The following is a 15,873-nucleotide window of genomic DNA, read 5'->3' as shown; positions in this document are numbered from 1 at the left end:
GATAATGATAAAAAGAATTTTTCTTTTACCTTTCATTGCTGTTGGTTTAAGTGTAGAAGCGCAAAGTTTAGGTAATTCTCCTTATGCAGCATTTGGTATCGGCGAAGTAAAATATGATAACTCGGTAGAAACCAATTCAATGGGTGGTATTAACACCGCTTACATTTGGGATTTCAACAATAGTTTTAACTTTAAAAACCCAGCTGCAAACACCAATCTAGAGCTTACTTCATTTAGGGTTCAAATGACCAATGAGAACCAATCTTTAAAAACTGATTTTAATGGATTAAGCGCTAATAAACATTCTAATTATCTTTCTAACATCTCTATAGCTTTTCCTATTTCAAAAAAATTGAAATTTGGCTTCGGTTATCAGCCTTATAGTTCAAAAAGATATGATATCATTACTAAAGATTCATTGGCTGACAAAACAGTAAAAGCAAACCATTTTTATGGCGAAGGTACATTAAATACCATTCAAGCTGCTTTCGGTTATCAAGTTAATAAAGAATTGGCAGTAGGGTTAAGAAGTAATTTCTACTTCGGTAAATTAGCAGATGTAGAAGAATTGGCTTATTCTAATGCAGAATTGATCAATGGTTTTGAAACTTCTAATAGAATTAAAACTTTTAACTTTACACTAGGCTCTACTTACCAGAAAAAATTCAAAAATGATAAAAAACTTACTTTAGGTGCTACTTACACCTTTGGTACAACTGGTAATGTAAAAACTAAGTTCCTAAACAGCACTTACTATTACTATCTAGACCAAAAACTAAACATTACCGAAATAGAAAACAAGAGCAGTGAGGATAAAAATCTCATTCCTACGGAAGCCTCTTTCGGGATTGGTTATGGTCACGATGCAAAATGGTTTGCTTCAGCTCAAATGGATTACAAAAAAGGTTCTACCACTATGTTTTTAGGCCAGCCTTTCACTTATGAAGATTCTTATAGAATTTCTGCTGGGGGATGGTATGTGCCCAATTATAATGACTTCAGAAGTTATTTAAACCGTGTAGTTTACAGATATGGTGCTTTCTATGAAAAGGGAAATCTAAGCATTAACGGAACTAGCATTAACCAATATGGAGTTACTGCTGGCGTTACCTTACCTTTCGAAAAATCTAATGCCATTAGAATGAGTGGTATAGATTTAGGATTAGAATTTGGTAGAAGAGGAACTTTAGAAAATAATCTTATCCAACAAAATTTCTTCAATGTAAAAGTTGGAATTAATTTTGCCGATAAATGGTTCCAGAAAAGAGTTTACGAATAAACCGAACAATATAATTTATTCATAAATTTTATAGTTAAATCTATAAAAATGCAGAAAAAATTCTCAAGAATATTATTTAAAAATATAGTCACCTTTTCAGGTTTGGCTATATTTTTTGCTTTGACTTCTTGCGAAGAAGATTTGGCTAAAGTAAATGATAAAAAAAGCACCAATTTCGCTTCTAGAATTATCTATAATGCAGATATTGTAAAAAAGGATTCTGGAATGGTAAAAGTGCGTTTCAAAGCACCTTTGCTTGAAGAATATGAGTTTATAGACACTCCTTATGTAGTGGTAAGAAAAGGTCTGTATCTAGAATTTTATGATTCTAAGAAACCAAAAACTCCAGGAAAACTTTGGGCTAAATATGCCAAAATCATCGATAAAAAGCAATTCTACGAAGCTAGAGGAAATGTAAAAGTCATCAATAATGAAGGACAAACTTTTGCAATGCAATCTATTTATTGGGACAAAGCGAAACAAAGAATGTACACTAAAGACACCGTATTCATTACAGATAAAGACGGTTCAATTTTCGTGGCGGCAAATGGAATGAATGCAAAAGATGATTTTTCTGAATATACCTTTTACAATAATTCGGGAGACTTCAATGTGAAGAAAATGCCGAATTCTGGAAATTAAGTTTCTATTATTTTTCTTGATAATTTCTTTGTAACTTTAGGTTTTTAAAACTTCATGAAAACATATTTCGCCATTGGTTTAATGTCCGGAACCAGCCTTGATGGTTTAGATATTTGCTATGCTCAATTCCAAAATGAAACACATTGGGAATTTGAAATTCTAAAAACCGAAACCATTCCATATTCTCTAGAATGGAAAAATCGTCTGCAAAATGCTATTCTTCTTTCGGCTGAAGATTTATTGGCGCTAGACAAAGAATATGGCTTCTATCTCGGCGAAAAAACACAAGAATTTATCTCTAAAAATAATATTACCCATTTAGATTTTATTGCTTCTCACGGACATACTGTTTTTCATCAACCACAACGAAAATTCACCTTGCAAATCGGTGATGGAAGAGCCATAAAATTAATCACCAAAAAGCCTATAATCTACGATTTTAGAAGTCAAGATGTTTTAATGGGCGGAAATGGTGCTCCATTAGTTCCCATAGGTGATGAACTTTTATTTTCGCAATATGATGCTTGTCTCAATTTGGGCGGATTTTCTAATATTTCTTTACAGAAAAACCATCAAAGAATAGCTTTTGATATTTCCCCTGTAAATGTAGTTTTGAATTTCTTTTCAGAAAAATTAGGCAAAAACTATGATGAAAACGGCGATTTTGCCAGAAATGGTGCAATTAATTTCAAAATTTTAGAGCAATTAGACGCTTTAAACTTTTATCAAAAACCCGCTCCCAAATCACTCGGCGTAGAGTTTGTGAACTCTGAGGTTTTTCCTTTGTTAAAAAGCGAAACTCCAGAAAATATCATCGCTACTTTGACAGAACATATTGCCGAGCAAATTACCAAAGTTTTTAATGATAATCAACTCAAAACCATTTTGGTAACTGGTGGCGGAACTTTTAACACTTTTTTATTAGAAAAAATTCGAAAAAAATCTCATACAGAACTCATTATTCCAGATGAAAACATTATAAACTTCAAAGAAGCGCTTATTTTCGCTTTTATGGGCGTTTTAAGACTCAGAAATGAGGTAAATGTGCTTTGTTCGGCAACAGGAAGTTCAGAGAATCACTGTAGCGGAATACTGGCATAAAAAAGGTCTTAGAATAATTCTAAAACCTTTTAATTATCGTTTAAATGTTATTACAATTGCTCTAACTTGTCTGTAAGTGCGTTTAAGAAGTTTTGTAATGGTTTCTCTACCATCATTTTGATGAATGGATTAAAATTTCCATCGAATAATAACTGAACTTCTGTTTGGTTTTCGTTTACTGGAGAGATGTTTCCTGTAAGTGAGAAGTCTAATGAAGAACTTGCAGATTTCAGAACTACTTTTTGGCCTTCTACCAATTCAGCGATTTTAAGAGCAACTTCTGGCATTCCTTTTAAACCAAATTTAAAGCCATCTTCTCTGTGCTCAAAACTGGTTAAACTATCTGGCATTAAGTGTTTGTAATCTTCAGGATTTTTAAGCATTTCAAAAAGTTGCTTTGAAGATTTATTTACTACAATTTTTCTTCCTTCTAAATTCATTTTTTTAATATTTTTGTAAAAATTAATATAATTACAAATGTATAAAGTTTTTGTCAATGAAAAAAGATTAAGCATGAGTAAATCTCCAATTCCCATTGAGAAGAACTTGCCTTATGAAGGGACTACAACGGTAGAAATTGCCCTTGATTTATTAGAAAACACTTCTACACCAGAGATTAACATCTACGGCGAACATTTAGATGAAATCTGGGAAGACCTTACTTCTATGCACAGAGTGGTAGAGGCTGCAGGAGGAATTGTTTTCAATCATGAAAACAAAATCCTTTTCATTCACAGATTAGGAAGATGGGATTTACCGAAAGGTAAAATAGAACTTGAAGAGTCTCTAGAGAATGCTGCACTCAGAGAATTAGAAGAAGAAACTGGACTTACTGAGCTTATTCTGGAAAATTTTGTGAATACTACTTTCCATATTTACAAAGAAAAAAGACAAGGAAAGGAAGAAAGAATTCTAAAAGCTACGCATTGGTTTAAAATGACATATGTAGGTCAAAAACAACCTATTCCTCAAACCGAAGAAGGAATTACAAAAGTAGAATGGAAAACACAAAGTGAAATAAAACAAGAAGTTTTGCCGAATACTTTTAAAAATATAAAGCTGATTTTGAGCGAGGTTTTTGCAATTTAAAAAAGGTTGAAATTTTACTTTCAACCTTTTTTATTATTTAATGAATTCTAATGCTTTTTCTAGTGCGATTCCTCGTGAAGCCTTCAGCAATATGTTCTGCGAATGAACTTCATTTTCGTTTAAATAACTGATTAAATCTTGAGTGCTTAAAAATGCCACTCCAGAAGCATTTACTTCTTTAAAATTTGGCCCAACAGTAATGATTTCATTAAAATTAAGCGATTTCGCCAATTCTAAAATTTGAGAATGTTCCGTTACGCTTTCTTCTCCCAATTCTAGCATATCACCAATGATGATGGTCTTAGTTCCAATAAAATCATTGAAATTTTCTAATGAAACTTTCATAGAACTAGGATTCGCATTGTAAGTATCTAAAACCAAGGTTTTATCTCCTTTTTTCACGATTTGCGAACGCATATTGGTTGGTGTATATTCTTCAATGGCTTTTTTGATTAAATTAAAATCAATCCCAAAATACAAACCTAAACTGGTAGCTGCACAAAGATTGGTAAAATTGTAATCTCCCGTAAGTTTAGATAGTGCTTCTATATCACTATAAATAATTCCTACGCAATTATTTTCTGTGAATTTTTCGAAATAAAATTCAGAATCTCTTCTTCCAAAAGGAATCACCAAATCATATCCTTCTGTTTTTTCAACTTGAATAGGATCATTTTCATTCACTACTACAAATTGATTATTTGTTTTGAGGTAATCATACAATTCAGATTTCCCTTTGATTACACCTTCTACTCCACCGAAACCTTCTAAATGTGCTTTTCCGAAATTAGTAATATACCCAAAATTAGGTTGAGCGATAGTGCATAAAAATTCTATTTCTTTTTGGTGATTAGCACCCATTTCTACAACCGCCATTTCGTGTTCTGGCTTTATGGAAAGAATGGTTAAGGGAACACCAATGTGATTATTGAGATTTCCAAAAGTATATTGAGTATTGTATTTCTTTGAAAGAACAGCATGAATGATTTCCTTAGTGGTGGTTTTCCCATTACTTCCTGTTAAAGCAATAATAGGAATTCTCAATTGTGCTCTGTGATGTTTTGCTAAATCTTGTAAAAACTCTAGAGTAGATTTTACATAAAAAATATTTTTAGCGGTATTTTCAAAATTTTTATCTTCTACGATTACGGCAAGAGCACCATTATCTATTGCTGCTTCAGCTAAAGTAGCCGCATTAAAATTATCACCAGAAAAGGCGAAAAAAATATCATTTTTTTCAATTTTTCTGCTGTCTATGGTTACTTTATTGGCTTGTAAATAAAGCGCATAAAAATCTGTAATATTCATTTGGTAAAAATAAAAAAATCCTTTCCAAAAAAGGAAAGGATTTTAAATTATTTAAAAGAAATTTTATCTCTTCGTTCTCTTATTATTGGTGTCTCTAGCATCTTGTGCTACACGGAAACCAATCCATCCGAAAGATTTAGATTCTTCTTTGAATCTTCTTTGTCCCGGGTCTAACCAATATGCTGTATCCATCCAAGAACCACCTTTTACAACTCTTACAGTATTAGAAACTTTAGTTGTTCTAGGTTTATTATCTTTTTGTAAAATTACTCTACCTTTATCATCTACGATGAATTGAGTTTTTGGAGAATTATACATATTGTAATCTGCCATAGAGCTATCTGCTTCTTTGCCATAACCAGCCTCTAATGAAGACATGAAATCACCATCTCTGTAATTTCTTTGATCTTCTACAGTTTTTCTTTCATAAGTTCCAGGTAAGCCTTTGTAGATTTCTCTACCGTCAGCTAATCTTTCGAACTTCATGTCTTTTGGATCTACTTTTTTATAAGTTCCATCAGCATTTTTCACAGTTTGCTGTGGCATATTTCCTCTGTAGTAATTGAAATCGCTGGCTTCTTCATCTATGATTGGTCTGTAAACGTCTGCCGTCCATTCTGCTACGTTTCCGTACATTCCATAAATTCCTAAATCATTAGAAGGATATTGCCTTACGTCTGCAGTTGTAGGAGAACCGTCATTATTCCAACCACCTACACCAGAATAGTCACCTCTACCTTGTTTAAAGTTTTCTAGGTACATCCCTCTGTTTTTACCTTTTTTGCCTCTTAATTTTTCAATTTCAGGTTTTTTTCCTAGGTAGTTGTTATACTCTCTATTTTTCTGTAAACCAAGCGCTGCATATTCCCATTCTACTTCTGTAGGAAGACGGAATTTGGTTACTAAGCCTGCGGTTGCGTTTCTGTTTGCCGCTTGAATTCTAGCGTTAGAAGTTTTGATACCAGATTTTTGTTGTAATCTTTGTTTATTTAGGTATGCATCTAATTCAGGATCATTAGCTTTAAATTTATCTAGATTAAATGCGTTAGGGCCTTGATTGTTTGCATCGTTCGTATAATAATCTTTGCTGATAATGCCTTGGTTCATTAATTCCTTTTCATTCGTAACATTCGTCAGCCAATCACAATATCTAGCTGCCTGTTGCCAAGAAACTCCTACTACAGGATAGTAATCATATTCTGGAGCACGAAAATACGTTTCTGCATAATCATTTCTAGATAATTTGTTATTCCAAACTAAAGTATCTGGTAAAGCACCAGTATAGATATTTTTAAAACTAGGATCTGATGGAGGGAATACAAACTTAAGCCAAGTCACGTATTCTCTATATTCATAGTTAGTGATTTCTGTCTCACCTATGAAAAATGCACTCACCTGCATTCTTCTTGGGGTATTGTTCCAATCATGCATTACATCGTCTTTTACCAACCCCATGGTAAAAGTACCTCCGTCTACATAGACCATTCCTGGCCATCCTTTTGGTTTTTGTTTTTTACCAGTAAAGAACCAACCTTTCGAGTCATTAGGTTTCCAACCTGTTTTGCTGGTAAATTTTTTGGTTCCACCTCCACTTTTTACTTTACCGCCTCCACCACAACTGGTTAGAAGTAATATTGCACCTAGTGTAAGCAATGAAATAAACTTTAGTTTTTTCATAATTGTTTTAGATAATTTCGAGCTACAAAGAAAAATAATTTATTTTATTAATCAAACATCAAAAGTAAGATTTTTTATGTTTTTTTTAACGTATTAAAATTTATTTTATTGTTTGATATGAAAATTTTGTTTTTTTCGTTTATTTTGTATCGCAAATTTAGACCATGAAAAAAAATTTATTACTACTTCTTTATGTATTTTTTATTGGCCATTTATTCGGTCAAAAGACTACTATAGAGTGGGAAGGAAATAAAATAATGGATTACGGAAGTTTCCAGTACAATCTTCCGTTTTTTAAAAACGAAAATTACTCTGTGATTAATGGAGTTCCTTATCTTACTTTTACTAAAAAAGAAAAGGAATTTTCTCAATATGATTTTAAAAATTTAACTTGGGAAAAAATTCCTAATCATCAAATTTTTGGTTTAAACTCCTATAATATTCCGAGTAACGAAATTGCTCATTCTAATAGTCAAAAGCAAACCATTAACGGGCAATTCTTGACCAATGTAGTTATTGCTACTATTAAAAAAGATCAAAACACACTTTATAGATTAACTTCTTTTGAATTGGTAAAAAAAACAACTACTAATCAAAGAATATCTAGAACTTCTGATTTAATTGGCACTACAGAAAATCCTTTAAAATCTGGAAATTTTTATAAAATTAAAGTTGATAAATCTGGAATTTTTAAAATTACTACGAAATTTTTGAGGGATAATGGCATCAATCCATCAAACATAAACCCTAAAAACTTCAGAATTTATGGTAATGGTGGGTTAATGTTACCTGAATACAATCAAGACTTTCGATATGCAGCTTTACAAGAAAATGCTATACAAGTCATTGGTGAAGAAGACGGAAAATGGGACGAAAACGATTACACATTATTCTATGCTCAAGGGCCTCACGGTTATAATCTTTATAATACGAATAATGGAAATGGTTACAAACGTAACGAAACCAGACTTACCCACATCAGTGACAACAGTGTAAATATTTACGAAAATTACGCATATTATTTCATCAATTTTGATAAAGGTGAAGGAAAAAGAGTAACACTGTCAGATGTTAATCCTTCTTCCAAAATATTTACCCGCTATGATGACTATCAATTCATCAATGAGGAAAAAAGCAATTTTCTAAATATTGGTAGACTTTGGGTAGGTGACGCTTTTAACAGTAATAAATCTATTTCATTTACTACAAAAACCGCTATTAAACCCACCGATACTGTAAGAATAAAATCTTCTGTATATGTGAAAAATGCGGCCAATGATAAAATTACATACAGTGTAAATGGACAAAACAATAGCAGTTTTACGGTAAATAATACTCCTGAATTAAAAATTAAAGAAATTCCTTGGTCTCTCTATGCTAATAATTTAAGTGGAAACACTATCAAAATAGATTATACATTAGAATCTTCTAATCCATTGGTTGCTTATTATCTAGATTATGCAGAAGTTCAATACAAACAAGATCTTTTATATAATGATGCTCAGATGAACTTTAGGGTCTATGAAATCCCTACTGGCTCTGGACAAACTTATGGTTTTACTGTAGATAATGCCACAAATGTAGAGCAAATTTGGGATGTTTCAGACATTACGAATGCTAAAAAAATAGTCAATAAAGCTTCTGGTGCACAGTTTTCTTTTGGCTATGTAGCAAACTCTCCGAATTTTAATAATGAATTTGTAGCTTTCAAAAATTCTGCTTCTTATGAACCACTTTTTGTAGAAAAAGTAGAAAATCAAGATTTATCTGGTTTAAAAAATGTAGATTATCTCATCGTCACCACTCGTGATTTCACTCCACAGGCAGAGAGAATTGCCAATTATTACAGAACTCAAAAAAATTATCATGTAGAAGTAGCAGATGTAAAAAAAATTTACAATGAATTTTCTTCTGGTGGACAAGATTTAACAGCGATCAGAGATTTCATCACCCAATTAAATACCCCATCGGGAACGCTAAAATACGTACTTATTCTAGGAGACACTACGTTTGATTTTAGAAACATTACAACCAATAATAAAAATTACATCCCTAGTTACCAAAGTGATTACAGTGAAAACTTTGAAGCATCATTCGTAACGGATGATTATTTTGGGATGACCAATCCACAAAACACCAATTACATATATGCTATACTCCCAGATATCCCAGTAGGAAGACTTCCTGCAGAAAATATTGCTGAGGCTAAAAATTTAGTAGACAAAACGCTTTCCTATTACAATGCAATCCCTGGTCAGTCCTCGCCTTTCGGTGATTGGAGATTAAAAATGAATTTTGTGGTAGATGACGACCAAGACAGCCGTGTAGACACCAGTAGCAACCCATATCTTAGAGGAACTTTCCATGATGTGATGAACTTGGTCTTGGCCAATAATTTTGAAGGAAATACAGATAAACCTGAATATAATGTCAAAAAATTATATTTAGATGCTTTTCCTGGTCAAAGTACAGCTGGTGGACAAAGATTTCCGCAAGTAAATCAAGCCATTACCAATGCCATGAGCAACAGTTTATACTTGTATTATTTCGGACACGGAGGAATCAATGGATGGGCACAGGAAAGAGTTCTTACCACTCAAGAAATTGCTGCTTTTAATAATTACAATAACGCATACAGCAGATTTCCTTTTATGAGTACCATTACCTGCGAATTTACACTTTGGGATGATCATAACACTTCATCTGCTGGTGAGCAAGTCATGAAACTACCACAAGGTGGAGCCAATTCTATGATTACCTCTTCTAGGGCGATTGCTACCGTATACGGAAGACTATTTACAGAAACCTTTACCAGAAATCTTTTCAAATTATTTAATAACGACTTTTTGTCTATTGGAGATGCTTTCCTTACTGCAAAAAGGGAATATGGAGTAGATTCTAACCACTTAAAAGTAAATCTTTTGGGTGATCCGGCCCTTAAATTGAGCAGACCCAAAAATCTCATTACCATAGACAATATTGATTCACCTGTTGTTGGCCAACTAAGAGCGCTAGATTTTGTAAAAATTACGGGTCACATTAATAATCAGTCAGGAGCTATTGACAATACGTTTAACGGTAAAATAGTCATCAATATTTTTGATAAAAAATTAGCCAAGAAGACCCTCAACAATGATGGAAACTTAACACCAATTCTTAATTATTTTGAAGAAGGAAGCCCGATTGTGAAAGCTTCTGGAACAGTTGTTAATGGAACTTTTACCGTAGAATTCTATATGCCAAAAGACATCAATTATACTGTGGGAGACGGTAGAATATTGGCTTATGCAGATAATAATGTTTTTGATGTGTTCAATAATAAAACACAAAAAATAGGAGATATCAATCCTAATGGGATTAATGATAATGAAGTTCCAAAAGTTCAGTTGTACTTAAATAACACCAATTTTGTAGATGGAGGAATTACAGACTCTAATCCTAACCTATTGGCATGTGTAACAGACAATACAGGAATTAACTCTACTGGTTCAGGAATTGGTCATGACATCACCGTAGTTCTTGACGGCGAAGTCATTAATACTACCGTTTTAAATGATTTCTACACCCCAGGAACAGGAAACGGATGCATCAATGCTTCTTTCTTAGATTATCAAAAAGGCTCTGTACTCTATCCTTTCCAAAATCTAAAACCAGGAAATCACCAACTGACCTTTAAAGTTTGGGACATTAACAATAATTCGACTACTCAAACGTTAAACTTTGTAGTAAGAGATCCAGAAGCCGAAAATTTAGTTATTAAAAAATTACTAAATTGGCCGAATCCTTTTACCAGTAAGACCTATATACAGTTTGAGCACAATTGTGATGATGTTTTAGATGTAAATGTTCAAGTCTATACCATTACAGGAAAATTAGTAAGAACATTCAGTACTACTGTTACTTCTACTCCATTTTTAGAAGGATATAGAACACACAGAACTGCCATAGAATGGGACGGAAATGATGATTTTGGTGCTCCTGTAGGAAAAGGAACTTACATTTACAAAGTTTTAGTAAAGAGTCAAAATCAAGAAAAATGTAAAGGAACTGCCTCTTTAGTAGAAAAATTAGTGATTTTAAAATAGAAAAAACAAATATGAAATTAACAAAAAAACTCTTTTTAGGGCTAAGTATTGGAATCGGAAGTTTGGCGATGGCACAAAATACTTATCCTGTGCTTACAGGAGCTCCTTTTTTAAGGATTTCTCCAGATGCTAGAGCTGGAGGTTTAGGAGACCAAGGTGTAGCAACAAGCGCAGATGCTTTTTCACAATTTTGGAATGCTTCTAAGTATCCATTTAGTAGAAATACATCTTCTGCTGCAGTAAGTTATACTCCATGGATGGGAAAACTTACCAACGATGTATTTTTAATGTATTTAGGTTTTAATACCATGTTAGGAGAAGAAGATCGTTCTTCACTTTCTGCAAGTATTTACTACTTTAACATGGGTTCTGTAGACCTTACCAGATTAGTAGGAAGCGAAGTAGTAAATGAAGGAACTGCAAAACCTAATGAATTTTCAATAGATGTAGCTTATGCTTTAAAATTATCTGATACTTACTCTATGGCGGTAACTGGTAGATACATCCGTTCTGATTTATCTGGAGGATTTAACACAGATAGCTCTCTTAAACCAGCCAATTCATTTGCAGTAGACGTTTCTGGTTATTTACAGACTTTCAAACATACCAGTTTTGGTGATTACGAAGGAAGAGTAAGAGCAGGTTGGGCAATTCAAAATTTAGGCCCAAGATTAGACTACACAGGTGACGAAAATTCACGTTCATATTTACCTACTACTTTTAGATTAGGTGCTGGTTACGATTTGTTTTTAGACGAAGTAAACAAAGTTGGTTTGACTTTAGAAGCTTCTAAATTACTCGTTCCAGGTCCAGACAGCACAGGAAACGTTCCAAATGTAGGCGTAATAGAAGGAATTGGTAAATCTTTTAGCAATAAAGAAAGCATCATGTATAGCGGTTCTTTAGAATACTCTTACGATAATGCTTTTTCTGTGAGAACTGGTTATTTCAGAGAGAGTGAAATTCAAGGAGCAAGACAATTTGCTACCGTGGGTGTAGGTCTTAATTACAACTCTTTTGGCCTAGATTTATCTTACCTCATCAATACTTCTAAAGTAAACACCGCTCTTGATAATACCTTAAGATTTGGCCTTACTTGGAACATTGGCGAAGAATCTTATAACAATGAAGATTATTAACATCTTTTGAAATAAATTTTAAAAAATCTCAATTTAACATTGAGATTTTTTTTATTTTCTATAACTTTGAATATCACTAAATTTCAAAAGATTATGGGAAAATTTGTAATGAAAACCACAGCAACTGGCTTTAAATTTGACCTTAAAGCTGGAAACGGACAAGTAATTTTATCCAGCGAAGTTTACACCACCAAAGCAGCTTGCGAAAACGGTGTAGAATCTGTGAAAAAAAATGCTCCAGATGATGCAAAATATGAGCGAAAAGTAAGTAACAATGGTAAACCAATGTTCAACTTAAAAGCTGGAAACGGGCAAATCATAGGTACGAGTGAACTCTACGAATCTGAAGCAGCTAGAGAAAACGGTATAGAATCTGTTAAGAAAAATGCACCAGATGCAGAAGTTGTAGAAGATTAAAATCTTTTTAATAATAGCGCCGAATTTTCAATTCGGCGCTTGTTTTTTTAGTAAAAATTCAAAGTATAGTAACATTTAATACCCATCAGACTTCCGAGACAATTGCTATCTTTGCAAAATGAATTATGCTTCGGAACTTAAAAAATTTATCACTGGTCAATACATCTATTCAGGAACTAGAATTGCTTTAGCCGTTGTAATCCCGAGTATTATTTTGGCATATTTAGGTTTGCTGAAAGAATTTTTCTTATTCCCATTAGGAACCCTTTTCCTAGCACTTACGGATTCTACAGGTCCTTTTCACCGAAGAAGAAATGCACTTATTGTTGCAGTAGGATTTTACTTTTTTGTTTCCCTCATTGCAGGATTAGTAAAAAATTTTCCACCGCTTATCTTTCTAGAAATTATTTTATTTGGTATGTTTTTTACCATGTTAGGCGTTTACGGACAGCGTTTAGCAGCTGTAGGTTCCCTTACATTAGTGGTTTTAGCGATTTTTATAGATGGGGCTCCAGGTGGTCATTCTGCATTTTATAATGCCATAATTTTTACCTTAGGCGGAATTTGGTTTATCTTGGTTTTCATGCTGGTAACGGTTATTAAACCCTATAAACTGGCAGAACAAATGATTGGCGAAAATTATATAGAATTGGGTAATTATTTGAAACTGAAAGCTCAATTTTACCATTCTAAGCCAGATTTTGATTCTCTTTATAAGCAAATTTTCGCATTACAAGTTAGAATCAAAGAACACCAAGAAGCAACAAGAGAAGTAGTTTTCAAAACCCGACAAATCGTCAGAGAATCTACTTCTACCAGTAGATTACTGATGCAGCTTTTCTTAAATTCCTTAGACCTTTATGAGATTTTATTGACCTCAACCAACGACTATCGAAAACTTCAAAATACTTTTGGCAATAAAAATATTTTAGAAAAAATTCACAATTACCTCAATTTACTATCCAATGAATTAGTTCACATAGGAATCTCTATTCAAGGAGGTTTAAAAACCTCACCCATTTCTGATATTTCTGCAGAAGTTCACGCCCTGCACGAAGAATACTACCAACTCAGAAACCAACACATGAATGCTGAAACGCTAGAAGATTTCATGATTTTAAGACAAATCATGCATAGAATTTCTGCCATTTCAGAAGAGACTCAAAAAATATATCTTTTAAAATCTCAAGATATTAAATTAGCAAAAAGCCTTTCTACAGGATTAGATTTAGAAAAATTTGTACAAAAAGAAGAAAAACTTAACTCAAAGGTTTTTCTGGAAAATTTCTCTATCAAGTCTAATCATTTCAGACATGCCGTAAGAATAACTACTGCATTATTAGTAGCTTACACTATTTCCAAAATCGAAATTTTTCATATTCAAAAGACTTTCTGGATTCTCATTACCATTTTGGCGATTATGAGGCCTGCTTACAGCATTACCAAACACCGAAACATTCTTAGATTATACGGAACAATCGGCGGAGCCGCTGCTGGATTGTTTGTCATTTATTTCCTCACGAATCCTATTGCACAATTTGTGATTTTCTTAATCTGTTTGGTTCTCACCTTCAGTTTACTCAAAGATAAATATGCATGGTCTGTATTCTTCATGACGATTTATATTTTCTTGATGTTCAACTTCCTAAAACCAGGAGAATTTTCAGAACTTTTTATCGAAAGATTGATTGACACTGCAATTGCAGGTGTAATTGTTTTTCTAGTTTCTTACCTGGTTCTACCCGTTTGGGAACATCAGAAAAACAAAACTTTTATGCTGAATTACATCCTTGCCAATCATAAATATTTAAATACTATCATTGAAATTCTTCAGCAAAAAAGTATCGCCATTCAAGACTATAAAATCAGCCGAAAACACGCTGTAGTGAGTTTGGCAAACCTTTCTGATAATTTCCAGAAAATGCTTTCTGACCCAAAAGGTCAACAGAAAAATTTAGAAAACGTACACCAATTTGTGACCACTTCTCACCTCTTTACCGCTTACAGCGCATCTCTTTCTCAGTATGCACAAAAAAACACAGTTTATCGTGAAATAGACTTCGAAAATTGGAAAAATAAGATTAATGCTGAACTTTCTCGCACCATCGCTATTTTGCAAAAACAAGAAATTAAAAAAGATGATTTTGCAGAAAGCAAGCTCACGCCAGAAGATTTGGTGAATGAACTTTTAGAAAAAAGAAAAGAAGAAATCACCGAAAATGAATTCTATGACAGACGAGATCCTAAAAATATTTCTCATCTTACTGAGCTCAAAAACATCAGAGAATTGCTAGAACTTATTTATAATCAGGCTCGTGACCAAAGAAAAATTGCAGAAAAAGTAACTGATTAATCTTCTAAATCGCGGTTTTCTTCTACAATGGCGAAATAAAAATCTTCTATTTTAAAAACTTTTGCAGTAAAATCATGACTGAAAAAATCATCAAAAACTCTGCACTTTATTTCAGAAAGGTTATTGATATCAAAAGGAAATATTTGATAATGATCTTTTAACGACCAATATTTAGACAAGTGTACCTTGTAAAGACTTTCTTTGATTACCCAAATAATCGTCAATAGATCTACTTCGTTTTCTCTATTTTGAGTCCAAACATGTTCTGATTCGTGTAGAAATTTATGCTTGATTCTTAGAATCTTAGAATTTATTTTCTCTAAATCTATTCCTACTCTGTTTTTAGAAACCGCTAGAGAAGCAAATGGAAAAGAATGCGTGATAGAAATGTGTGCTGAATCTGGCCAGAGATAAGGTTCGCCGATGGTTTTATAAAGAATTTTGTGCTCTGGAAGTAGCATTTTTAGCATTTTTCTTACCATCAAATGTTCTAATAACTTTTTGGGATGATAATCTTTGGCTTTTTCCAGATTTTCGGGTTCTATGAGTTCTTCTGCGTTAAATTCGTCATCATCACTATACTTCCAATAAAGAATTACAGCATTTTCATCAGAATAATCATGATAGAAAGGCATATATTTATTTTACGGTAAAATTACTAAATAATTTCAATTCTATAATTTTTTAAAACGTTTAATTTAAAAGTTTAAGAATGTTAATTTTTGTTAATCATGATTTAACTATTCAATATAATAGTAATTTTGTCCCTTGAAATAATTACTG

General features: G+C 32.8%; 12 protein-coding genes. 8 read left to right on the top strand and 4 right to left on the bottom strand.

Annotated elements, in window-relative coordinates:
* Positions 1-7: 7 nt before the first annotated feature.
* Genes N7277_RS07145 through N7277_RS07135 form a run of 3 tightly spaced genes read left to right on the top strand, consistent with a single transcriptional unit; the run spans position 8 to position 3,022 of the window.
* Positions 8-1,279: a hypothetical protein gene (locus N7277_RS07145; protein WP_446715136.1), complete on the top strand. Its 1,272-nt coding sequence runs from the start codon at positions 8-10 to the stop codon at positions 1,277-1,279.
* A 48-nt stretch (positions 1,280-1,327) separates the two neighbouring features.
* Positions 1,328-1,921, top strand: coding sequence for an LPS export ABC transporter periplasmic protein LptC (locus tag N7277_RS07140; RefSeq protein WP_274778885.1), 594 nt, complete (start codon positions 1,328-1,330; stop codon positions 1,919-1,921).
* 54 nt (positions 1,922-1,975) lie between these two features.
* Positions 1,976-3,022, top strand: coding sequence for an anhydro-N-acetylmuramic acid kinase (locus tag N7277_RS07135; protein WP_274778884.1), 1,047 nt, complete (start codon positions 1,976-1,978; stop codon positions 3,020-3,022).
* 50 nt (positions 3,023-3,072) lie between these two features.
* Here N7277_RS07135 and N7277_RS07130 read toward each other — a convergent pair whose 3' ends face one another.
* Positions 3,073-3,462, bottom strand: coding sequence for an SRPBCC family protein (locus N7277_RS07130; protein ID WP_274778883.1), 390 nt, complete (start codon positions 3,460-3,462; stop codon positions 3,073-3,075).
* Positions 3,463-3,535: 73 nt separating this feature from the next.
* Here N7277_RS07130 and N7277_RS07125 point away from each other — a divergent pair, with 73 nt between their 5' ends.
* Positions 3,536-4,111 carry an NUDIX hydrolase gene (locus N7277_RS07125; RefSeq protein WP_342455282.1) on the top strand — a complete coding sequence of 192 codons (576 nt, stop codon included), beginning with the start codon at positions 3,536-3,538 and terminating at the stop codon, positions 4,109-4,111.
* A 33-nt stretch (positions 4,112-4,144) separates the two neighbouring features.
* Here the strand turns inward: N7277_RS07125 and N7277_RS07120 are convergent, their stop codons facing one another.
* Both N7277_RS07120 and gldJ read right to left on the bottom strand, forming a co-directional pair.
* Positions 4,145-5,419, bottom strand: coding sequence for a UDP-N-acetylmuramoyl-tripeptide--D-alanyl-D-alanine ligase (locus N7277_RS07120; RefSeq protein ID WP_274778881.1), 1,275 nt, complete (start codon positions 5,417-5,419; stop codon positions 4,145-4,147).
* A 63-nt stretch (positions 5,420-5,482) separates the two neighbouring features.
* Positions 5,483-7,096, bottom strand: coding sequence for a gliding motility lipoprotein GldJ (gene gldJ, locus N7277_RS07115; protein ID WP_274778880.1), 1,614 nt, complete (start codon positions 7,094-7,096; stop codon positions 5,483-5,485).
* A 164-nt stretch (positions 7,097-7,260) separates the two neighbouring features.
* Between gldJ and porU the strand changes: the two genes are divergently transcribed.
* From porU to N7277_RS07095, 4 genes are all read left to right on the top strand, one after another.
* Complete coding sequence (porU, locus tag N7277_RS07110; protein ID WP_274778879.1) at positions 7,261-11,181, top strand: type IX secretion system sortase PorU; 3,921 nt, start codon at positions 7,261-7,263, stop codon at positions 11,179-11,181.
* 11 nt (positions 11,182-11,192) lie between these two features.
* On the top strand, positions 11,193-12,320 hold the full coding sequence (gene porV, locus N7277_RS07105; protein WP_274778878.1) for a type IX secretion system outer membrane channel protein PorV: 1,128 nt from the start codon (positions 11,193-11,195) through the stop codon (positions 12,318-12,320).
* Positions 12,321-12,413: 93 nt separating this feature from the next.
* The gene (locus N7277_RS07100; RefSeq protein WP_274778877.1) at positions 12,414-12,737 is read left to right on the top strand and encodes a YegP family protein; all 324 of its coding nucleotides are present in this window, start codon (positions 12,414-12,416) and stop codon (positions 12,735-12,737) included.
* Between the two features lie 118 nt (positions 12,738-12,855).
* Entirely contained in the window at positions 12,856-15,090 is a 2,235-nt protein-coding gene (locus tag N7277_RS07095) for an FUSC family protein (RefSeq protein WP_274778876.1), read from the top strand.
* Here the strand turns inward: N7277_RS07095 and N7277_RS07090 are convergent.
* A complete protein-coding gene (locus N7277_RS07090) occupies positions 15,087-15,725 on the bottom strand; it encodes a 4'-phosphopantetheinyl transferase superfamily protein (RefSeq protein ID WP_274778875.1) in 639 nt (212 codons plus the stop codon). The genes N7277_RS07095 and N7277_RS07090 overlap by 4 nt on opposite strands.
* Positions 15,726-15,873: the final 148 nt, after the last annotated feature.

Origin of the sequence: Cloacibacterium sp. TD35, from assembly GCF_028864635.1 — a bacterium.
GTDB lineage: Bacteria > Bacteroidota > Bacteroidia > Flavobacteriales > Weeksellaceae > Cloacibacterium.
This window is presented reverse-complemented; position numbering and strand designations above follow the sequence as displayed.

Bases quoted from the DNA above. Each gene is read 5' to 3' on its own strand.
- porU (WP_274778879.1), top strand. From the start codon at position 7,261: ATGAAAAAAAATTTATTACTACTTCTTTATGTATTTTTTATTGGCCAT.
- N7277_RS07100 (WP_274778877.1), top strand. From the start codon at position 12,414: ATGGGAAAATTTGTAATGAAAACCACAGCAACTGGCTTTAAATTTGAC.
- gldJ (WP_274778880.1), bottom strand. From the start codon at position 7,096: ATGAAAAAACTAAAGTTTATTTCATTGCTTACACTAGGTGCAATATTA.
- N7277_RS07130 (WP_274778883.1), bottom strand. From the start codon at position 3,462: ATGAATTTAGAAGGAAGAAAAATTGTAGTAAATAAATCTTCAAAGCAA.
- N7277_RS07120 (WP_274778881.1), bottom strand. From the start codon at position 5,419: ATGAATATTACAGATTTTTATGCGCTTTATTTACAAGCCAATAAAGTA.
- N7277_RS07135 (WP_274778884.1), top strand. From the start codon at position 1,976: ATGAAAACATATTTCGCCATTGGTTTAATGTCCGGAACCAGCCTTGAT.
- porV (WP_274778878.1), top strand. From the start codon at position 11,193: ATGAAATTAACAAAAAAACTCTTTTTAGGGCTAAGTATTGGAATCGGA.
- N7277_RS07090 (WP_274778875.1), bottom strand. From the start codon at position 15,725: ATGCCTTTCTATCATGATTATTCTGATGAAAATGCTGTAATTCTTTAT.
- N7277_RS07125 (WP_342455282.1), top strand. From the start codon at position 3,536: ATGAGTAAATCTCCAATTCCCATTGAGAAGAACTTGCCTTATGAAGGG.
- N7277_RS07140 (WP_274778885.1), top strand. From the start codon at position 1,328: ATGCAGAAAAAATTCTCAAGAATATTATTTAAAAATATAGTCACCTTT.
- N7277_RS07095 (WP_274778876.1), top strand. From the start codon at position 12,856: ATGAATTATGCTTCGGAACTTAAAAAATTTATCACTGGTCAATACATC.